At 47.5% G+C, this 19,675-nt stretch carries 16 protein-coding genes; 7 read left to right on the top strand and 9 right to left on the bottom strand.

Annotated elements, in window-relative coordinates:
* Positions 1-3: 3 nt before the first annotated feature.
* From ACY2RR_RS02495 to ACY2RR_RS02485, 3 genes are all read left to right on the top strand, one after another.
* A complete protein-coding gene (locus tag ACY2RR_RS02495) occupies positions 4-1,029 on the top strand; it encodes a hypothetical protein (RefSeq protein WP_490106560.1) in 1,026 nt (341 codons plus the stop codon).
* 120 nt (positions 1,030-1,149) lie between these two features.
* Positions 1,150-2,793: an alkaline phosphatase D family protein gene (locus tag ACY2RR_RS02490; protein WP_490106559.1), complete on the top strand. Its 1,644-nt coding sequence runs from the start codon at positions 1,150-1,152 to the stop codon at positions 2,791-2,793.
* A gap of 220 nt (positions 2,794-3,013) precedes the next feature.
* Positions 3,014-3,763, top strand: coding sequence for a M91 family zinc metallopeptidase (locus tag ACY2RR_RS02485; protein ID WP_490106558.1), 750 nt, complete (start codon positions 3,014-3,016; stop codon positions 3,761-3,763).
* Between the two features lie 30 nt (positions 3,764-3,793).
* Here ACY2RR_RS02485 and ACY2RR_RS02480 read toward each other — a convergent pair whose 3' ends face one another.
* The 9 genes from ACY2RR_RS02480 to paaN all read right to left on the bottom strand — a co-directional run bounded on the left by ACY2RR_RS02480 (position 3,794) and on the right by paaN (position 13,237).
* Positions 3,794-4,528, bottom strand: coding sequence for a fimbrial biogenesis chaperone (locus ACY2RR_RS02480; RefSeq protein ID WP_490106557.1), 735 nt, complete (start codon positions 4,526-4,528; stop codon positions 3,794-3,796).
* A 71-nt stretch (positions 4,529-4,599) separates the two neighbouring features.
* Positions 4,600-5,010, bottom strand: coding sequence for a hypothetical protein (locus ACY2RR_RS02475; protein WP_490106556.1), 411 nt, complete (start codon positions 5,008-5,010; stop codon positions 4,600-4,602).
* A gap of 67 nt (positions 5,011-5,077) precedes the next feature.
* Positions 5,078-5,542: a tRNA (cytidine(34)-2'-O)-methyltransferase gene (locus tag ACY2RR_RS02470; protein ID WP_490106555.1), complete on the bottom strand. Its 465-nt coding sequence runs from the start codon at positions 5,540-5,542 to the stop codon at positions 5,078-5,080.
* A 52-nt stretch (positions 5,543-5,594) separates the two neighbouring features.
* Entirely contained in the window at positions 5,595-6,521 is a 927-nt protein-coding gene (locus ACY2RR_RS02465) for a winged helix-turn-helix transcriptional regulator (protein ID WP_490106554.1), read from the bottom strand.
* Positions 6,522-6,556: 35 nt separating this feature from the next.
* On the bottom strand, positions 6,557-8,227 hold the full coding sequence (locus ACY2RR_RS02460; protein WP_490106553.1) for a class I adenylate-forming enzyme family protein: 1,671 nt from the start codon (positions 8,225-8,227) through the stop codon (positions 6,557-6,559).
* A 49-nt stretch (positions 8,228-8,276) separates the two neighbouring features.
* Positions 8,277-8,732, bottom strand: coding sequence for a PaaI family thioesterase (locus tag ACY2RR_RS02455; RefSeq protein ID WP_490106552.1), 456 nt, complete (start codon positions 8,730-8,732; stop codon positions 8,277-8,279).
* Entirely contained in the window at positions 8,729-10,291 is a 1,563-nt protein-coding gene (locus tag ACY2RR_RS02450; protein ID WP_490106551.1) for a class I adenylate-forming enzyme family protein, read from the bottom strand. Before ACY2RR_RS02450 ends, ACY2RR_RS02455 begins: the two co-directional genes overlap by 4 nt.
* Positions 10,292-10,294: 3 nt before the next feature.
* Complete coding sequence (locus ACY2RR_RS02445) at positions 10,295-11,533, bottom strand: thiolase family protein (RefSeq protein WP_490106550.1); 1,239 nt, start codon at positions 11,531-11,533, stop codon at positions 10,295-10,297.
* 18 nt (positions 11,534-11,551) lie between these two features.
* The gene (paaN, locus tag ACY2RR_RS02440) at positions 11,552-13,237 is read right to left on the bottom strand and encodes a phenylacetic acid degradation protein PaaN (RefSeq protein WP_490106549.1); all 1,686 of its coding nucleotides are present in this window, start codon (positions 13,235-13,237) and stop codon (positions 11,552-11,554) included.
* Between the two features lie 199 nt (positions 13,238-13,436).
* Here paaN and ACY2RR_RS02435 point away from each other — a divergent pair, with 199 nt between their 5' ends.
* The 4 genes from ACY2RR_RS02435 (at position 13,437) to ACY2RR_RS02420 (ending at position 19,601) form a co-directional block, all read left to right on the top strand.
* Positions 13,437-14,900, top strand: coding sequence for a carotenoid oxygenase family protein (locus tag ACY2RR_RS02435; RefSeq protein WP_490106548.1), 1,464 nt, complete (start codon positions 13,437-13,439; stop codon positions 14,898-14,900).
* Positions 14,901-14,954: 54 nt separating this feature from the next.
* On the top strand, positions 14,955-16,160 hold the full coding sequence (locus ACY2RR_RS02430) for an acetyl-CoA C-acyltransferase (protein ID WP_490106547.1): 1,206 nt from the start codon (positions 14,955-14,957) through the stop codon (positions 16,158-16,160).
* A 276-nt stretch (positions 16,161-16,436) separates the two neighbouring features.
* Complete coding sequence (locus tag ACY2RR_RS02425) at positions 16,437-18,227, top strand: DUF1302 domain-containing protein (RefSeq protein WP_490106546.1); 1,791 nt, start codon at positions 16,437-16,439, stop codon at positions 18,225-18,227.
* Between the two features lie 12 nt (positions 18,228-18,239).
* Complete coding sequence (locus ACY2RR_RS02420) at positions 18,240-19,601, top strand: DUF1329 domain-containing protein (protein WP_490106545.1); 1,362 nt, start codon at positions 18,240-18,242, stop codon at positions 19,599-19,601.
* Positions 19,602-19,675 lie beyond the last annotated feature (74 nt).

Below are 19,675 nucleotides of genomic sequence, written 5' to 3'. Positions count from 1 at the left end.
TAAATGGGTGTGAGTGATGTTTTGCTGAGGGTTCTTTTAGGTTGTCTTTTCATTCTCCAGACTTTTCCCGCTTTGGCTGATAATGATTGCCTTCTTGATGATATTGCCGATTGCGCAAAAGATGGTTCCTGGGAGATGAAACTGAAGCGCCTGTACGATATTGATATGGGACAGTGGAGTGGACAGACCATACTTGATGGTTCAACCCAACCGGCAACAGATGGGCGTCGCTTTTGCATTCTTGCTTACAGACCACAAGGGGGGGGGCGGTTTGTTCGGGACTACGATGTTTATGTAACCGGGCCTTTCGAAGACTCCTCCTATGTTCTCAGGCAAGGGAGTAAGAGCCTTCCGATTACTTTGACGTTAAAAGGGCAGAAACCTGCCAACTCCTATATTGATGACTCTCTGGCGGATGGCATTATTTCCGTGGATGGCATTAATTCGGAATCCCAATGTAAGAATTATGAATTTTCGATTATTGCAGAAGTAAGCAGTAGCGAAATTCTTGACCGTACAGCAGTTGGGCAATATCAAAGTATATTTACTCTGGTTGCTTATTCAACGGAAGGATTCAGCCAGACAGTAACAGAAGATTTTGTTGTCACTTTGGATGTGATTCCTGTTTATCAGGTTAACCAGTTGCAGGATGTAGTGTTGGATAAAAACAAAACCACAGCAGATAATCGGGTTTATGAAGATCTGGATTTCTGCGTGTTTGCTATGGGCGCTATTAAATACAAAATGTCGTTGCGTTCTCAGATAAGGCCTTCTTCATCTTTCGAATTGCAGGGTAGCGGAGATGATGCCATTCCGTATCGAGCCAGAGTCGAATTAGATAACGGTACCTGGGATGATTTTACTCAGGCCGGTTCAACATCAGCTGGCACATTAACAGGCAGCGGCGCATTGAATTGTGGTGGTAGCCCGAATTCACGAATAAGAATTGATTTTCCAAAAGCGCAGTTAGATGGACTGATGGCTGGAACTTACACGGATACTATGGAAGTGACTGTAGGTCCGGAATAGATTAATTAATAAGCTTGCACTGTTCTTATCTTTCCTTGTCATGCAACTGACTTCATTCTGAAAACAAATAACGATACCTTTTCTTGAGTAGTCCCCCTTAAGTGACAACACGAGAAAACAATGACAATAACAAGACGACGCTTCTTTCAGGGCGCGGCTTTGGGGATCGCTGCGCTTCCCCTGTTGAAAACTTATGCAAGTGCCCATCAACCTTTCCGGCATGGCATTGCCAGTGGTGATCCTCTGGCCGACAGAGTCATCCTCTGGACACGTGTTACTCCCGATCAGGATCCATTGTTTGCCAGTGCTATCGTGCCCTATGAGTGGCAGATTGCTCTTGATCCGGGAATGGCATCGATTGTCCGTACTGGCTCAGGTGTGACTGGCCCTGAGGTGGACTACACCGTGAAGGTTGATGCTGATCAGCTGGTGCCAGGAACTACGTATTATTACCGTTTCCTGTCCAATGGTATTGAGTCTCCTATTGGTCGTACCAAAACCTTGCCTGTCGGTCATTTGAACCGCATGCGTTTAGCTTTTTGTTCCTGCTCCAATTATCCAGCGGGATATTTCAACGTCTATAAAGAGATCGCTCGCCGTCCCGAACTTGATGTTGTTCTTCATCTCGGTGATTACATCTATGAGTATGGTCCCGGGGGTTTTGGCACTGGAAATGGTTTAGGTCGTGACCCACTCCCGGCCAAGGAAATTACTGCGCTGCAGGATTACCATTTGCGTTACGCCCAGTATCGCACTGACCCAGATCTGCAGGAGGTTCACCGCCAGCATCCATTTATCTGTATCTGGGATGATCATGAATCAGCTAATGACGCCTGGAAAGGTGGGGCGCAGAATCACGATGATGGTGAAGGCTCATGGGAAGATCGTCGCGCAGCGGCGATACAAACCTATTTTGACTGGATGCCAATTCGGGAGACTGGCATTGTTGATCAGTTTGGCAGTCGATCCATTTATCGGAACTTCCGCTTCGGCAATCTTATGGACCTGTTTATGCTGGATACCCGCCTGTTTGGTCGGGACAAGCAGGCCAGACCATTGGATGCCCGTACTGCCAAAGATGCTTCTCGGACACTGCTTGGTGAACAGCAGGAGAACTGGCTTCATAGTGGGCTGAGCCAATCTCAACGGGATGGCGTGCGTTGGCGGGTTTTGGGGCAACAGGTGATGATGTCTCAATTAACTATTAATCCTGATCTTCCAATCAATATGGATCAATGGGATGGCTATCAGGGAAGTCGTGACCGGTTGTTTGACCATATTACCGGACAAGGGATTGATAACCTGATGGTACTAACCGGAGATATTCACACCTCCTGGGCTTTTGATCTGGCAGAAGATCCTCACCGGATCAGTCGCTACAGCCGGTTTACCGGGCGGGGTGCGATTGGTGGTGAATTTGTAACGCCAGGAGTTACATCGGGGCTGGGTGATAAATCCGGCTTAACAGAAGCGGCTGGTCTTGCGGTTGATGGTATTCTCCGGAACCTGAAGTGGGCCAATATCTCCGAGCGGGGTTATGTGCTTCTGGATATCAGCCACTCTCGTTCCAAAGCCCACTGGTATCATGTGGATACAGTGAAGAGTCCTTATTACTCGGCATACCTGGCTCGTATGTACAAACAGAAGGCGGGGGATAATCATATCCATCGAGCCTGGAGAGAGAGTTCTGCCAGTGACTATGATCCGCCAGCACCGGCTATGTACAGTGCTTTGGATAATCTACGCAGTCGCTTTATGGTTTAGACATGCTCGTGATTTAAGTCCTATTCAAAAGCCGTTGACTGAATAAATGATCCCCCTCCTTAATGATGGTGCCCTGAATTATTGGGGCACCATCAACTCACAAATAGAAACCTATTTTTCTATTTTCTTTGCGATTAATGAAACCATTTCTTTTCGATGTGCGTTATTAAGGATGTAAGGTGCAAACCGGACGCCTGAATAAAAAGAAATGGAGAGCTCTATGGCCAGACAATCATCTTTCGCAGGTATCTTAATAGAACCTAATCCTGTTAATCAGATTACAGGAACACCACGATTTTCTGGTACCGAATACGGAATTCAAAAACATCAGTTTTTTGCAAATACTGAGAGAGACCTGCGTCTTATTGCTGCGACCAAAATTGGCGCAGAGCTGCTTGATTTAATCCATAAACGCCATATGGGTATTGGTACCTCTGGAAGCGGGAGCCAGAGAGCGGTAACTATTCGTTTCCGCCCAAGTAATAAGAGCCCGGGTGCTTCAACTTCTGCCTGGAGCATTAATGACCGGTTTCGTAATGAACGAGCAATAGGTAGCCGCACTTTTCATTTTGCAGGAAAAGGCAGTCGAACATTTGTTGATATGCACAATGATGCGGATAGTGCTCAAATCTATACTCGGCTATGTGGAAAGCAAACACCGACATGGATTGTACTTGCTCATGAACTAATACATGCCTGGCATCATTTAAGTGGTACCAGTTACAGCGAATCTGTTCACGCCCCGGGGCAGGGGGAAGTGCGAAGGGAAGAGATGTATACAACAGGAATAGGTGCCTACCGAAATACCAGAATCAGTGAAAATGCGATTCGCAGAGAGGCTGGGTTACCTGAGCGTGAGTATTACACTTTTCCAAACGATCATGCTGCTATTCACTCCTTGATGCACTCAAACGCTCATTGTCAGCGTTATTGGTTCTGCAGTTGCCTGCAGCAAATAGCAGGTAACTAAGAGAAAAGGCCGGTTGAGTCCGGCCTTGATTTAAAGGCTGAACTGTTTGGCTTTTTCGTTCTGTCCATCAAATAAGCCGTACTCGACAAAGCCTTTCTGATTCTGGAACTGTTCTGGCAGATCGAGAGTCCAGCTCTGGCCAGCGTAAATCCGGCTGCCTTCTTCAAGGTCTGAGCACTTCTCTTCTTTGGTCTCACGAGAGGCTGTTTGAGAAACACCTTTCGGGCAGAAGCGGCCATTACGCAGCACCACATTCACATTGCCAGAGTTAGAGAAAGTCATTTCTGTACCTTTGCTCTTCGCAGAAACTTCAAAGAATGGATTTTCTGGGCGAATAAAAGCCAGAACCTGATAGGCCACAAGAATCTTTACCGCCGTTTGTGTGGCTTCCAACTCACCGACGACTGGACGGAAAGTAATGCGGTAAACCTCTTCCACTTTTGGAGCAGGGTTCAGGCTTACCAAACGCACAGTTTTTCGGCCGCCGGGAGCAACGATGCTTTTTCCAGGAGTGGCGAGCAGCTGCATTTTATCCGGGTCTGTAATTCTGACTCTTTCCTCGTTTTCAGAACCTGGATTATCAACCTTGAAGATCTCGGTTTCCAGGTAGAGGTTCTCTCTATCTGGATTGGTCACCAGAATATCCTGGCGTGGTAGTTTGTCCGCATCGAAATAAACGATCATGCGATCAAGTTGAACACCGGAAAACGCTGATGAGGTAAAAAGCAACGAGAAGGCGGATAGTGCTGCGGTAATTATTTTCATTATTTACTGCATGTTCGGTCATCTACATAGGCAGGTTATAACCGGATTTCCGGAACGACTCAACGAAGATTTTACTCCGGAGCGATAAGGATTGTGGCTGGATGCCTTGAGGGCGTGCTGTTTGGGGTGATTGCGACTGTTTGTTTATCACAGTCAGAAGAGGCCAGGTAGGTAACGGAGTTTTTGTTCTTAGCTTTAGGAGTTAGGGCGTACCCAGAGAAAGTAACAGTGTGTGGAGAGTGGAGTTCACTGTCACGCAGCGGCAGCACTGAAGTTGAATAATAATCAACGCCTCGACCGGTAATACAAAATGGTTCTGGTGTGTTGCTAAGGGTATCTGGAGGAGCTTGAACTTCCAGCTTTGGTGGAATAACCAGTTTGATGGTGAAGGATGCTGATGAAGTTGTGCCAAGCGAACCCTGACTGGCTGCGAAGGAAATATTCCAGCTGGCAAGCAGTAAACACGTAAGAAGAATTCGCACGGGGCCAACCTGAAAGTGCCGATCACCAGAGTAGCTATCGACACTTTTTGGCTGGAATTAAGAAAGTTTACAGGCCTCCAACAAATCCCTGCTGGCGCCAGGCTTCATAACTGACAATAGCTACAGCATTAGACAGATTCAGGCTACGGCTGGTTTCCAGCATAGGTATGCGCAATCGGTGTTCCGGTGGGAAACTGTTTCTCAGATCATCAGGTAAGCCACTGGTTTCTGAGCCAAACAACAGAATATCTCCTTCCTGATAATCAATCTGATCATGAGGCCGGCTGCCTTTGGTCGTACAGGCCAGAACCCTTCTATTGGGTACGGCTTCAAGAAAAGCCTCATAGTTTTTGTGAACGGTTACCCGTGCCAGATCATGGTAATCCAGCCCTGCCCGGCGCAGTTTTTTCTCTTCAAGATCAAAGCCTAAAGGTTCAATCAGGTGTAACTGGCAGCCATTGTTGGCGACCAGCCGAATCAGGTTACCGGTGTTGGCGGCAATGCGAGGCTCGTACAGGGCGATATGAAACATGCTGAGCAGGTCAATCTCAATTCACAGAACTGCGCATTATAAGCGTATTGCGCTATTTAAACAGGATATCGCTACTGCGAAGCGGCTGATGGCAGCAATTACAAAGCAACTCTGGGGTCAGCGGGTTGTTTCCACATTTGTGGGTGAGTTCTATGGCGCTGGGTGTATTAGGCGCTTCAAGCCAGCGTTTGCCCCATTGGTGCAGGGAAAGCAGTAATGGGTAAAGATCATACGCTTTAGGCGTCAGCTTGTAGGAGTAGCGTGGCGGGCTTTCCTGATAGGTCACACGGTTGAGAATATCGTTTTGAACCAGCTTCTTTAACCGGTCAGCCAGAATGTTGGTGGCAATATTCAGCTCTTTATGAAAGGTATCGAACCGGTCAGCTCCCATAAATGCGCCAGCTAGAATCAATGATGTCCAGCGGTCACTCACGGCATCGATTACATGAAACAGGGTTTTATCAATGGTGCCTTTGCTTTTGGTATTTCGGCTTCTTCGTTGCTGGGCAGGAAGATCAATCTCAACAGCTGATTGCTGTTCATTCGTCGTGTAATGAACATCGTGGGCGCAGATTTCTTTGTGGCAGAACCGACAAGAGTAAATTGGCTGGGTGGCTTTATTACAGTTCTTATGAATCAAGGTACGGGGAAGAGGTGTTGCTTCCTCGTTGGCCCATTTTAATTCCCACAGCCAGGCAGCAATGGCTAGCGGATACAGAGATAAACCTTTATCTGTCAGGCGGTATTCAAACCGGCGAGACTGACTGATAGGGTTCCGGTAAAGAACCCCTTGTTCAACAAGATTTTGCAGGCGCTTGGTGAGAGTTCCCCGGGAAGCGCCTGTGCTCGCTAATAACTCTTCAAAGCGATGGCGACCAAGAAACATATCCCGCAATACCAGATAGCTCCACTGATCTCCCACAACATTAAGAGACTTTGCCGTTGCACTGGCTGTAATCAAAGACAAAGGTGATTTCATAGCGGCTCTGTTTCCTGCGAGCGCCATTTCTACCATCATTTACATTCGTCAGCCAGTGCCCGTTTAACAATCTTTCCTACAGGGTTTCTTGGAAGCGCCGCAATAAACCGTGTTCTTTCAGGCAGTTTGTATTTCGCGATATGGCAGCTTTCCAGATATGTAGTGATATCGGATTCGGATATCTCTTTATCAGGAGCGCAAACGATATGTGCGGCTATACGCTCGCCCATAACCGGGCAGGGATATCCAGTAATCGCTGATTCGCTAATATCCGGGTGAGCATTGAGTAATGCTTCGAGTTCTGCCGGAGCGATATTCATCCCTCCTCTGATAATCAGCTCCTTGCATCGGCCGGTAAAACGATAGAAGTCAGTTTGCTGGTTATCGATTTCAAACAGGTCGCCGGTTCGGAAGAATCCGTCGGATGTAAATAATGTGGTAGCGTTGTCGTCCACTCCAAAATAGGTGTCGAAAACCCCAGGTCCTTTAATTTGCAGTTCTCCTGCTAAGCCTGGTTCTGTGATTTCTTCGCCGGTCTCAGGGTTTACTAACCTGGATTCGAGAATGGAATTTTTCCTTGGAAATAAACGTGCCCGGCAGTGTGCATCCTGAGTATGAAGTGGCCCGCAAAGCAGGGAAGTGCCTTCGTTGGAACCAAAGTGATTAATAATTTCGATTTCAAAATGTTCTTTGTATCCGGCAACCATCCAGTCATCCAGCGGCGCAGAGCCTGAACCTATGGCTCTTAATCCGGAAAAATCTACAGCATTAAACAGCTGCTCATTTTTAAGAATGGTATTCAGCAGGGCTGGAGGCGCAAGGGTATAGCTGACCTGTTCAGCAACAATCTGTTTGAGGTAAACCGGTAAATCGAGAGGGTGATGAAGAACCAGCTTTCCTCTGCACAGCAGCCAGCTCATAAAGAGCCCACCAATAGCTGCCATATTAATTAGCGGAAATGGGTTAAGCAGATTTTCCTGAGGCAGAATGTCGGAGCTCTCGTAAGTCATTCTGCCGATGGCTTTCCATTGGTTATGGGAGCGGGGAATACCTTTAGGATTGGCTTCTGTTCCCGATGTCCAGCAAATGGTGAACACCTCATCGGCAGACTGGTTGAGCGTACTGAGATAGGTATTCAGTATTTCTGAGTCACTTTGTTGTTCGCACAGCTCTTCTATAGGAGTTACATCGGTATCTTTGCCATACCAGCACAACATAAGTGGTTGTTGTGTTAACGCTGCATCTACATTGCTAACAGCGGCTTTCAGATGGGCAAGCATGTCTTTCTCAGCAAAAACAGCAGAGCCGATAATGGCCTTAGGTTGCAACGCTGTAATGATGGATTCCAGTTCATGTTCCCGGTATTGCATAGCCACCGGGCTGATAATTGCGCCAATACGGGAACAGGCCAGATAAAGCGTTACCAGTTCTACGGTATTGGGCATTTGCACCAGAATAATATCTTCCTGCTGGATACCCTGTTGCAGCAACACTGTTGCAAGGTTATCCACAGACTCAGAAAGAGTGGCGTAAGTCAGGCGCTGAGGTGGTGTGCCAACCAGAGCAGGTTTGTTCAGTGGATCAGCAAGTGCAATAGCATTTGGGTATGACTTTGCATTGTCGTAGAAAAACTCATGGATCTTTTTCTGGTCCCAAAAGCCTTGCGCGTAATACTTCTCGATACTCTCCTGAGGGGAAGTAATCATAGTAATGCCTTTTATTATTTTTGTAGGTACGGCTGTTTGTTTTGCGTAGTCATAGCCTTATCGCGTTTGCTATAGCTCTGGCAACTAATTTTCCATCTGAGGTTTTCATTGTTCCTTCTGTGGTAAACATGCGTCGCCCGGCATGATCGATCTGGCCTTCAATAATCAGTGGCTCTTCTGAGTCCATCACTGCGCGTATGAACTTCACATTTAAGTCCGTCATGGTATGGCCTTCACCAACTGCCAGAGTGGTCATCACCGCTGAGCCCATCGCAGTATCCAGCAGGCTGGCAATAATGCCACCGTGCAGGGAACCAATCAGATTTACATGGTGCTCTTGCGGTGTGTAAGTGCATGACCAGTAGCCCTCTCTGTAGTTAAGGACTTTATAGCCAAGGTTGTCGGCCATGCCAAAGCGCTGTTCCAGAGATTCAAAATATTCGAGCCGCTCAAGGCCAGACATCTCTTTAATTAAGCGTCGCGTGTCAGTCGATTCGGTGATCATCCGTTTGCCTTGAGTTGTTCTTGTTTTGGCTTTTGTTTACGCAGGGGATAAATCAGTTGCTGAATATCTCTGCGAACCACCTTTCCAACAGGATTTCTTGGCAATGATTCAAGAATATGAATGCACTTGGGTGTTTTGACTGCGCCAAGATTTTCTTTGAGGGTTGCCTGTATTTCCTGTTCGTTAAGCTGGGCGTTTGCTATGAAGCAAACAGTGGCTTCGAGCCTTTCACCCCAGTAATCATCTTCAACAGAAAATACGACAGCTTCGCTTACTTCGGGGATAGCGGTCAGTGCGTTCTCAACTTCAGCGGGATAGATATTGAAACCACCGGAAATAATCATGTCACTGACTCGCCCTTTTATAAACAGATAGCCATCTTTGTTGATGTATCCCAGATCTCCGGTAAGTAACCACGGCTTTTCTGATGTCTTGTCCACAAAAGTTTGAGATGTTTTTTCGGGTTGATCTAAATAGCCGAGCATAACGATATCTCCGCTAACGGCTATCTCTCCGGTTTCTCCCAAAGATACTGGCTGATGCTGTTTATCGAAAACAGCTATTTTGCAGTTGGCCGCTGCCTTGCCTACCGAAGCCTGTAGAGCAGGAGTAGCCATATCCTCAGGAGGAAGTGCCGTTATCAGCAATGGCGCTTCTGTCTGTCCATAAACGGTTGAGAGTTTGGAGCCAAACAGGTTTATAGCCTGTTCAATACGCTTGCCAGACATGGGAGCTGCACCATAGGTTAAATGCCGCAGATAAGGGAAGGTTTCAGCAGTTGTTCCCGGTGCGTCCAGCAGTTTGTAAATCAGCGTCGGCGGCATAAAACAAACGGACGCTTTCTGTTGCTGGAATGCTTGCTGAATGCTGCGAATGTCAGGCTGCTCCAACAAGATATGGCTGCCACCCGCAGCCAGCACAGGCAACACATAATGCGATCCACCATGAGTTAAAGGTGCAACAGCAAGGTTTCGGTCAACACTTTGAAAAGCGTACAGCTCATGTAGTCCCTGCATAACGGCCAGCATATTGCCGCAGCTTTGCATAACTCCTTTGGGTTCTCCTGTTGAGCCGCCGGTAAATTTGATGGCCATAATTGTTTCAGGGGAAACCTGAACTGGTTGAAACGGTGTCTCTTTATACTGCTGAATCAGCCCCTGACAGCTGGGTTGCTCTGCAGAATCCAAATGTAAGATCTTATGCTGGCCATCAGGTAATTCTTTAAGACTTTTTTGATCAGCAATAATCAGTGAAACATTGCCCTTTTTAATCAGAGTTTTATTCAGCGATAAACCATTCTTGGGATTGATGGGAACCCAAACCAGCCCTGCAGCCAGAATTGCCAGATAGGCGACTACATGATTGTTATGATTCTGAGCACAAAGCCCAACTCGGGAGTTGTTTGGGGCAATGGCTTGTAAGCCTTGTGCCAGAGCTTCAACTTGCAAGACAAGTTCTGAGTAGGTGAGTTGCCCTTGGGAATCCTGAACGGCAATGCCGTAAGGGTTTATTTTGTTTCCCTGGTACAGAGCATCAATAGGGCTTGAGAAGTTATTCATCGTTCACCTTTCAAGCACAGTGACAACGGTGGCAGCTTCTTCACACTCATAAAAACCGCCGCCATTTTCGGCCACAGCAATACGTGCATTTTCAACCTGTCTTGCGCCAGCTTCATCACGCAGCTGAGTCACCAGCTCATAGAGTTGAATGATGCCTGTAGCACCCACAGGGTGGCCTTTGGAAACCAATCCGCCAGATGTATTGACCGGTGTTTTCCCACCAAGAGTTGTATGACCTTGCTCTGTGAAAGCACCGCCTTCGCCAATAGGGCAAAGTTGCAGGTTTTCGATCTGCTGGATTTCTGAAAAGGCCGTTGCATCATGCACTTCTGCCAGATCAATATCTTTTGGATCGAGTTGAGCCTGCTCATAAGCCTGCAGGCTGGCAATACGGCCAATATGATTATGGAAGTCTGCTGGTGGGCGACTGGAGCCACTGACCAGGCTTATACCGCGAATACGAACAGCCCGGCTCTTATTGAATCGGTGCAGTTGTTTTTCTGAGCAAACAATAGTGGCAGCACCACCGTCTGAAATCGGTGCGCACATGGGTAGAGTCAGAGGCCAGCTGACTAATCGTTCATTGAGCACTTCTTCAACACTCACCGCATGCTGGTATTGAGCAAGAGGATTGAGTGTTGAGTGCTGGTGGTTTTTAGAGGCGGCATGTGCGATTTGTTTTTGGGTGGTGCCAAAGGTTTCCATATGCAGTCGTGCCAGAGCGGCATAACTGTCCATAAAAAAGCTGCGCTGGCCGGTATCTTGATTTCGAAACTCTGGAGGAATTAACGAACTCCCCATGCCAGAGATCGACTCACGAAATTCTTCAAGGCGATAAATATCTGTGCCACCGGTAAAGGCTTTAAACATCTTGTCCCGTTGATCCGGGAAATACATTTTCTCGCCACTGGCAACAAGCGCAACATCACACATGCCGGCCTTGATATGTGCCACTGCCTGCAGTAATGCTGTAGAGCCAGAAGCACAGGCATTTTCAACATTGGTCACAGGAATGCCCTGAATGCCAAGTGGGCGAAGAGCACACTGGCCGCGAATTGTATTCTGGCCTTCCAATGCTCCCTGACGGGTATTACTGAACCAGGCTGCCTGAATATCGGTGATATCTGCACCGGCATCCTGCAATGCACCCAGAACGGCTTCTCCGGTCAGGTTTTTTACAGACCGTTCAGGAAACTTGCCCAGTTGTGTCTGGGCTATGCCTGCAATAAATACATCTGTCATTCCGTTACCTACAGCTTTTTATTTAATAACAGGCTTTTTTCTTTGTACGACTCGAAAACGCCGGGTAACAAAAGCCAGGTCAGTCAGGCAGGCATTGCCTGCTGGATTAAGGCCGGTAACATGGAAATCGCTGTATGCAGCAGCAAAGTTGATAGGCATACCCATCAGGTTGCAGGCAACAGAGGCTCCCGCATCGTTATAGGTATCCTGTGCTTTTTCCAGAAAATCATCGTTGATGGAATAAACGTGTGAGGTGATGGCTCCGCACTCTTTGGCATCGGTTGTGGCTTCCTGCAGGCATGTATCCGCATTATTGCCTTTGATAAGAAAAGATACCGGGCCAAACAGTTCGCTCCGGTAAAGGTCTTTTTCTTCTGGTGTCACCTCAATCATCAAAGGCGTGGCAGTTCTGGCATTGGGAAATTCCGGGTGATTATAGGGGCCGGATTCCCGCAGGATTTTGCCTCTCTGTTTTCCCTGCCCCTCTACTCGGTCAAGGGTTGCGTAAATTTCGTCGTTAACCAGGGTTCCGCACAGGAATGCCGCCATCTTTGGATCTTCAAGATGTTCGTTAACAGCGCTAACCAACATATCAGTAACTTCATCAAAGGGGACTTGTTCACCATTCACCAGAATGCCTTGCTCAGGAATATGGATGTTTTGAACGCTGGTACACATCTGTGCAGAGGCCTGGCAAAGCGAGTGAGCGATGGCTTTGGTCATCCCTTTGAAGTCGTTTGTGGATTCAATCACCACGGAGTTGCAGCCAGCGGTTTCTGTATAAACCTGGGCGTGGCGGCAATTGTCTTCTATCCACTGGCCAAAGGTTGGGCTGCCAGTGAAATCAATGATGGCTGTATCCGGATATTGTAGTAGAGGTAGGGTTGCTGGCTGCTCGCGGGTATCTGCCACCATAGTGACAAGGTTTGGATCAAATCCGGTTTCTTTCAAAACAGAGCGTGCGGCTTCAACAACAAGAGCAACCGGAAGAATAGCTGAAGGGTGAGGTTTCATAATCACCGGATTACCAGTTGCCAGACTGGCCGTAAGTGCCGGATAACCATTCCAGAGAGGGAAGGTCGCACAGCAAACCGCTACGCTCACGCCAACCGGCATAAGGCGAAACTCCTTTTCCAGAGTTGCTGTGCCATCGCTGCCAAAGCGTCGCTCCCAGCTGGCAGATTCGGGAATATCTTTCATCGCTTTGTAGGCATAAGCCAGAGCTTCCAGTCCTCTGTCTAAAGCATTCGCACCGCTGCCGGCAAAGGCCATGATGAAGCTCTGCCCGGAGGTGTGCATAGTGGCGTGGGCATTTTCAAAGAGCTGTTCTGCGCACCTGTCCAGAATTTCCATGCAGAGTCCAACACGTGTTTCCGTGCTGGTTTTTTTCCACTCTTTCATTGCTGAAGTGGCTGCAGTGAACAACTCTTCGGGATCAACTTTGGGATAGGTGATACCTAAAGGTTCGCGGGTATAGGGGGAAAGTTCGGCACCAGTTTCGCCGGATGTTCCTGGCATTGGAGTGGTAAATGGAAAAGAACGATTCAGTTTCTCCTGAAAGTTTTTCTTACCTGCAGCCGGAGGTTCATGGCCATGAATTTTGCTGCTGGGACTTTCTGGATAGGCAGTCCACGCGTAGCGCTTGGTGCAGGCGTCAAGCGCTTTTTCCAGTGTTTGCTGGTGCTTAGTAAAGTAGGCAGACATTCTTATTATTCTTTTGATTGATAGCTTTCATTAAAAGACTAAATATTCATATATGGAATTTCAAGCTTTCAAAATATAGACCCTTCGACTTTCTTAAGTGTTGAATTTTTTTTGAAATTCATATTAGTCTATTAATGCAAGCTGCTTTTGTTCGACGTGATGTGTACTCGTAGATCTATAAAAATAAGAAGGCATCGTCATGCTTAATGTTCTGAGTGAACTTTCCCGGGTGCTGGATACCCACGGAAACCCATATCTTGAAAATACCCATGCTCCCGTTTCCCGGGAAATTGTAGCCAATGAACTGGAAGTGATTGGCGAAATCCCCAAAGACATGACCGGTGTGTATTTACGCAATGGCCCTAACCAGCGCTGGCAGCCTCAGGGCGTTTATCACTGGTTTGATGGTGATGGCATGATGCACGGCGTAGAAGTCCGTGATGGCAAGGCAACCTACCGGAATCGCTGGGTGCAAACTGATGGTTTGAAGCGGGAAGCTGAAGCTGAAAAAGCGATTTGGCCAGGATTGATTGATCGCCCGGATCGGAATATTCAGGGCTGGGGTTCGAATGGAGGGTTGAAGGACTCTTCCAACACTGATGTGGTTTTGTTCAATGGAAAATTGTTGAGCATGTTTTACCAGTGTGGGGAGGCTTATCAGCTTGACCCTCGATCGCTGGAAACAACCGGCAAGATCGATTTAAAAGGCATGGGAGCCAGAAGTCTTTCTGCTCACTCAATGGTGGATGAACATACTGGTGAGCTGATCTTCTTCGATTACGGCACCACGGTTCCCTATATGACTTACGGTGTGCTGGCACCAACTGGTGAGTTAAAGCATTTCACTGCGATTGATCTTCCCGGGCCTCGCCTGCCTCACACTCTAGCGATAACGGAAAACTATACCGTTCTGATGGACCTCCCTTTGTTTTGGAATCCGGAACTGTTGAAGAAGGATATTCAGAAAGTGGAGTTCTATCCTGAGCTGTCTTCACGGTTTGGGGTTATTCCACGCTATGGAGATGGAAGTGCTATTCGCTGGTTTGAGTGCGATCCAACCTACATCTACCACATGATCAACGCTTGGGAAGAAGGCGATGAAATTGTTATGGATGCATGCAAAACCCATACGCCAGAACCAACCAGTTCAATGCCTGGGCCATACGGGAACTTGCTGGCCTGGCTGAAGATTGATCCGACTTACGTGCGTTACCGTTTTAATCTGAAAACCGGTCAGGCGACAGAAGAACCGATGCACGACATTCTTACGGAATTCCCGGTTATTAATAGTCGTTACTATGGCCGCAAGAGTCGCTTCAGTTATCACGTAGGTTTCGCTGATGCGCCAACCACCATGTTCGACAGTATTGTGAAATACGATATCGAGCAGGGAACTGTTCAGCGTACCAAGTTTGGCGATTACCGCTTTGGCTCTGAACCTGCTTTTGCTCCCAGAGATAATTCTCAAAGTGAAGATGATGGTTATGTTGTCACCCTTGTGAATGACCTTCAGGAAAAGCGCGGGGAGTTTCAGATTTACGATGCTCAGGATATGGAAAAGGGGCCGTTGGCAAGAGTTATTCTTCCTCAGCAGGTTCCCAGTGGTTTCCACGGATGCTGGGCACCCGGAGATATTCTTTCTGAAACCATGGAAGACTGGTGATTTTCAAAGCTGCACAGCAGTTTGAATTGTTTGATTAATGAAAAGAATAAAAATATGAAAAAAGCCTATATCTACGATGCGGTAAGAACACCAAGAGGTATCGCCAAAGAAAGTGGCGGATTGCATGATATCAATCCGCTGGATCTCCTGACGACGCTCTATAAAGCTCTGGAAAACAGAGGGAGCGTAAGCCCGAAGGATGTTAATGATGTTGTGCTGGGCTGTGTCACACAACACGGGGAGCAGGCTGGCAATATAGCCAAAACATCAACGCTGAATGCCGGTTGGCCAGGCCTGATCCCAGGCCTTACTGTGAACCGCTACTGTTCCTCTGGTATGGATGCGATTCAGATTGCTGCGATGAAAGTTATGTCTGGTGTCGATGATCTGGTTGTAGCCGGTGGTGTTGAGATGATGTCGAGAGTGCCCATGATGTCTGACAAGCCTGCACCGTTTGTGGATATCGCACTGGCAACCAAGGTGGGTATGGTTCCAATGGGGATAGGGGCGGATTTGATTGCATCACTGTACGGCGTCAGCCGTGAGGATGTGGATGAAGTTGCCCTGTCCAGTCAGAGGAAGGCTGCAAAAGCTCAAAAGGAAGAACGTTTTACTTCCATTGTTCCTGTGACTAATCCGGTGAAAGAAATCACTCTTGAGCAGGATGAAGTGAATCGTCCGGATGTGACTCAGGATGCACTGTCTGCATTATCTCCATCGTTTGAAAAGCTTGGAAAAGCAGGGATGGATGCATTGTTCGAAAAGGTCTACAAACTAGATGAAATGAATCATGTTCATACACCGGGTAACTCTCCAGCGATGGCCGATGGCGCAGCTCTGGTGGTAGTGGGTTCTGAAGAGACTGGAAAACTGCTGAACAGAAAGCCCAAAGCTCGCATAGTCTCTCTCGCAAATGTGAATGACGATGGCAATTTGGTGGTTAGCGGTTGTGTGGCTGTTACCAAGAAACTGTTGGATCAGCAGGGCATGAGTGTCAGCGATATTGATCTGTTTGAAATTCACGAGGCATTCGCAGCCACGATTCTGAAAGCTCAAAAGGATCTGGACATTCCAGATGACAAACTCAATGTGAATGGTGGCTGTATTGCTTTGGGGCATCCATTAGGTGCAACCGGTGCAATATTGGCTGGAACATTGTTAGAAGAAATGGAACGAAAAGGTTTACGTTGGGGAGTGGCCGCCAGTAGTGGTGCCGCTGGTGCCGGGAGTGCAATTCTTGTAGAGAGGCTGAGCGAGTAACGAAAAAACACAAAGTAAAGCATCGTCAGAATTTGACTTTTCGTTCAGAAAAAGGTTTTGTATTGACGGAAATGACTGTTTGGTTTGTCTAAAAAGTCATATTTTGTAAGTCATATCTAACAAGTTTGGCCATTTTATAAAAACAAGAACAGGCTAAGGTTGTTGCAAAAATAATAAAGCGTTCGAAACATTCCGCCTCGGAGTGATTTCCGTGTCGTAGTTCTGGCTTAGTCCAGAGACACCCCATAAAAATAAAAACAAGGGGATGAAAACTCTATGTTACACACCACACTCAGGGGCGTTCGCCCACTGATGCTCTCGTCTGCCGTCGCGTTGGCGGTAGCCCAACAGGCCGGGGCTATTGAGTTCAGTCATGGAGATATTGAAGGAAGTTTTAACTCCCAGCTTTCTATTGGTGCCAGCTGGAGCCTGGAAGACCCAAGCTCTACTAATATTGCTGTTGGTAATGGTGGTACCGGTTACAGTAGTTCCAGTGATGATGGCAAGCTGAACTTCAAAAAGGGTGAAACCTTTTCTGAAATCTTTAAAGGTGTTCATGACCTGTCGCTGACCTATGAAAACTACGGCGTTTTCCTGCGAGGAAAGTACTGGTACGACAACCGCCTGAAGAATAAGAATGTTGAGCATGGCCATTTTCCCACAGGTTATGGCAGCACCCGCACATCAAAGGAACTGGATGATTCCCACTTTGATGACCTGGCCAAGTTCTCTGGTGCAGAAATTCTTGATGCTTACGTTTACGGGGCTTTTGAGATAGGCAATGTTCCTACTGATCTTCGTCTCGGGCGTCAGGTCGTCAGTTGGGGTGAGAGTACATTTATTCGTGGCGGTATTAACGAAATCAACCCTGTTGATGTGAGCGCATTCCGGCGTCCAGGCGCAGAAATTAAAGAAGGCCTTATGCCGGTGAATATGGTTTACGGCAACTTTGCACTGACCGATAACCTCAGTGTGGAAGCTTTCTATCAGCTGGAGTGGGAAAAAACTGTTCTTGATGGTTGCGGCACATTTTTCTCTTCCGGTGACCTTATTGGCGGTGGATGTGATTTTGCAACTATCGGTGGTAACACTCCTGGTTTAACAGACCAGATTGCTTTTGCTACACCAACAACAAGGTTGAATCGTTTAGCTGATGAAACACCCAGTGATGGCGGTCAGTTTGGTGTATCTGCCAGATATTATTCTCCCGAATTAAATGACACAGAATTCGGTGTTTACTTTATTAATTATCACAGCCGTACACCAATTCTTAGCGCATTTAACGTGCCCAGCAGTAATCCTCTTTACCGGGGGCAATACCTGGCAGAGTATCCGGAAGACATTCGCCTTTATGGTTTAAGTTTTGCTACGTCTGCTGGTGATTATTCGGTATCTGGTGAAATCAGTTATCGACCGAATGCACCTGTTCAGCTCAATCTTGTTGAAGGCCTGTTGGCTGGTTTGACCAACGGCGCTGTTCCTGGATTAAGTCTTGAGAATGAGCGTGCAGCAGCAGCAGGGCCTGGTAACAAAGTCGCTGGCTATGACCGGATGGAGCTGTTGCAAGCTCAAGTTACAGTTGCACGTTTCTTTGAGCAGGTTATGGGAGCAAGCCGTTTAACAATGCTGGGTGAAGTCGGTTTCTCACATACAGGTTCTCTGCCATCTACTGACAAACATCGTTATGGCCGGGCTTTCGCCTATGGTTTGGGTGAAAAACCTGCATGTGGCACGAATGGAGCGTTAAACCTCACAGCCAGTGTATGTACTGATGAAGGTTTCGTGACCACTGATTCCTGGGGCTATCGCATCCTGGGTCAGCTTGAATACAACGATGTCTTTGCCGGTATAAACCTGAAGCCTCGTGTTGCCTATTCCCATGATGTTAATGGTTTCTCCGCTAATGGTACTTTCCTTGAAGGTCGTCAGGCCCTGACTGTAGCTCTGAATGCTGATTATCTGAGCAAATACACGGCTGGCCTTTCCGTGACTAAATACTGGGGTGGTAAGTACAACACAACAAAAGACCGGGATTTTGCGTCCTTTAATCTTGGTATGAGTTTCTAAGGGAAAAGTCAGATGAAAAGAACAATGACAAAACTGACTCTTGCTCTGGCTGTTGCTGGTGGGCTGTCGGTATTTGGTGCCCATGCTGCAGTATCAGAAAAGGAAGCTGCAAAGTTAGGTAAAGAGCTAACCCCAATTGGCGCTATTACTGCCGGTAATGCTGATGGCACTATTCCAGCCTGGACGGGAGAGCTGATCAAGACTCAGGACGCCAATGGCTTTTTGATTGATCCATTTCCGTCTGACAAGCCGCTTTATGTTATAACTGCGGCCAATATGGATCAGTATGCAGACAAGCTTTCGCCTGGTATGAAGGCGATGCTTAAAAAGTATCCTGAAACTTATAAAGTGCCGGTGTTCAAGAGCCGTCGTACAGTTAGTTATCCCGAAAAGGTTTATAGCTCAGCCAAGAAGAATGCACTGACGGCTGAGTTAAAACCTGGCGGTAACGGATTAGTTAAGTTCGATGAGACAGTACCTTTCCCTGTTCCCCAGAACGGACTGGAAGCTGTCTGGAATCATTTGACTCGCTTCAAGGGCGGAGCTTATGAAGCCTTTACTATGCAAATGGTTGTGCAGAACAGTGGCGATTATATGCCGGTGCGCTTGCATGACTATCAGGTGTTCCCTTCTTACCTGCAAGAAGGTTTCGATGCAGACCAAGACAATAACGTACTGTTCTACTTTATGCGCAGGGCTTTGTCGCCAGCGCGTATGACCGGTAATGTTCTGCTGGTTCATGAGACAATTGACCAGGTTGAAGAGGCGCGTCGTGCGTGGGCTTATAACGCTGGTCAGCGTCGTGTGCGTCGTGCTCCAACAGTTGCCTATGATGGTCCTGGTTTCGCTGCCGAAGGCACCCGTACTTCCGATAATGTGGACATGTTTAATGGTTCGCCGGATCGTTATAACTGGAAGTTGATAGGCAAGAGGGAAATGATTGTTCCTTACAACGCTTATCGCCTGGCCAGTAAAGACGTTAAATATGATTCGATGATCAAGAAAGGACACCTTAACCCAGCGACTACACGTTATGAGTTACACCGTGTTTGGGAGGTTGAGGCTACTCTGAAGGACGATGCCCGCCATGTGTATGGCAAGCGGGTGATGTTCCTGGATGAAGACTCCTGGCAGGCCGTTCTTGTTGATCACTATGATGGCCGCGGCCAGTTATGGCGCGTCGCTGAAGGTCACCACACCTTTGTGAGTGGTCCACGGACAACAGGTATGTCTGCAGAAGTTTTGTATGATCTGCAGTCTGGTCGCTACATTGCCATGGGCTTAGTGAACGAAGAAACCAAGCCTGTGAACTATGAGTTCAGTCCTAAGCGCCGTACCTTTACTCCTGCAGCCTTGCGTCGTGCAGGTAAGTAAAGAACTGGTTGTTTTATAGAGCTGAAAAACAAAAAGGGCTGCACTGTTTTATACAGCGCAGCCCTTTTTTATGG

Source organism: Parendozoicomonas sp. 2304DJ65-17 (assembly GCF_058148445.1).
Note: the sequence above shows the minus strand (reverse complement) of the source record. Positions and strands in the feature narration are given on the sequence as shown.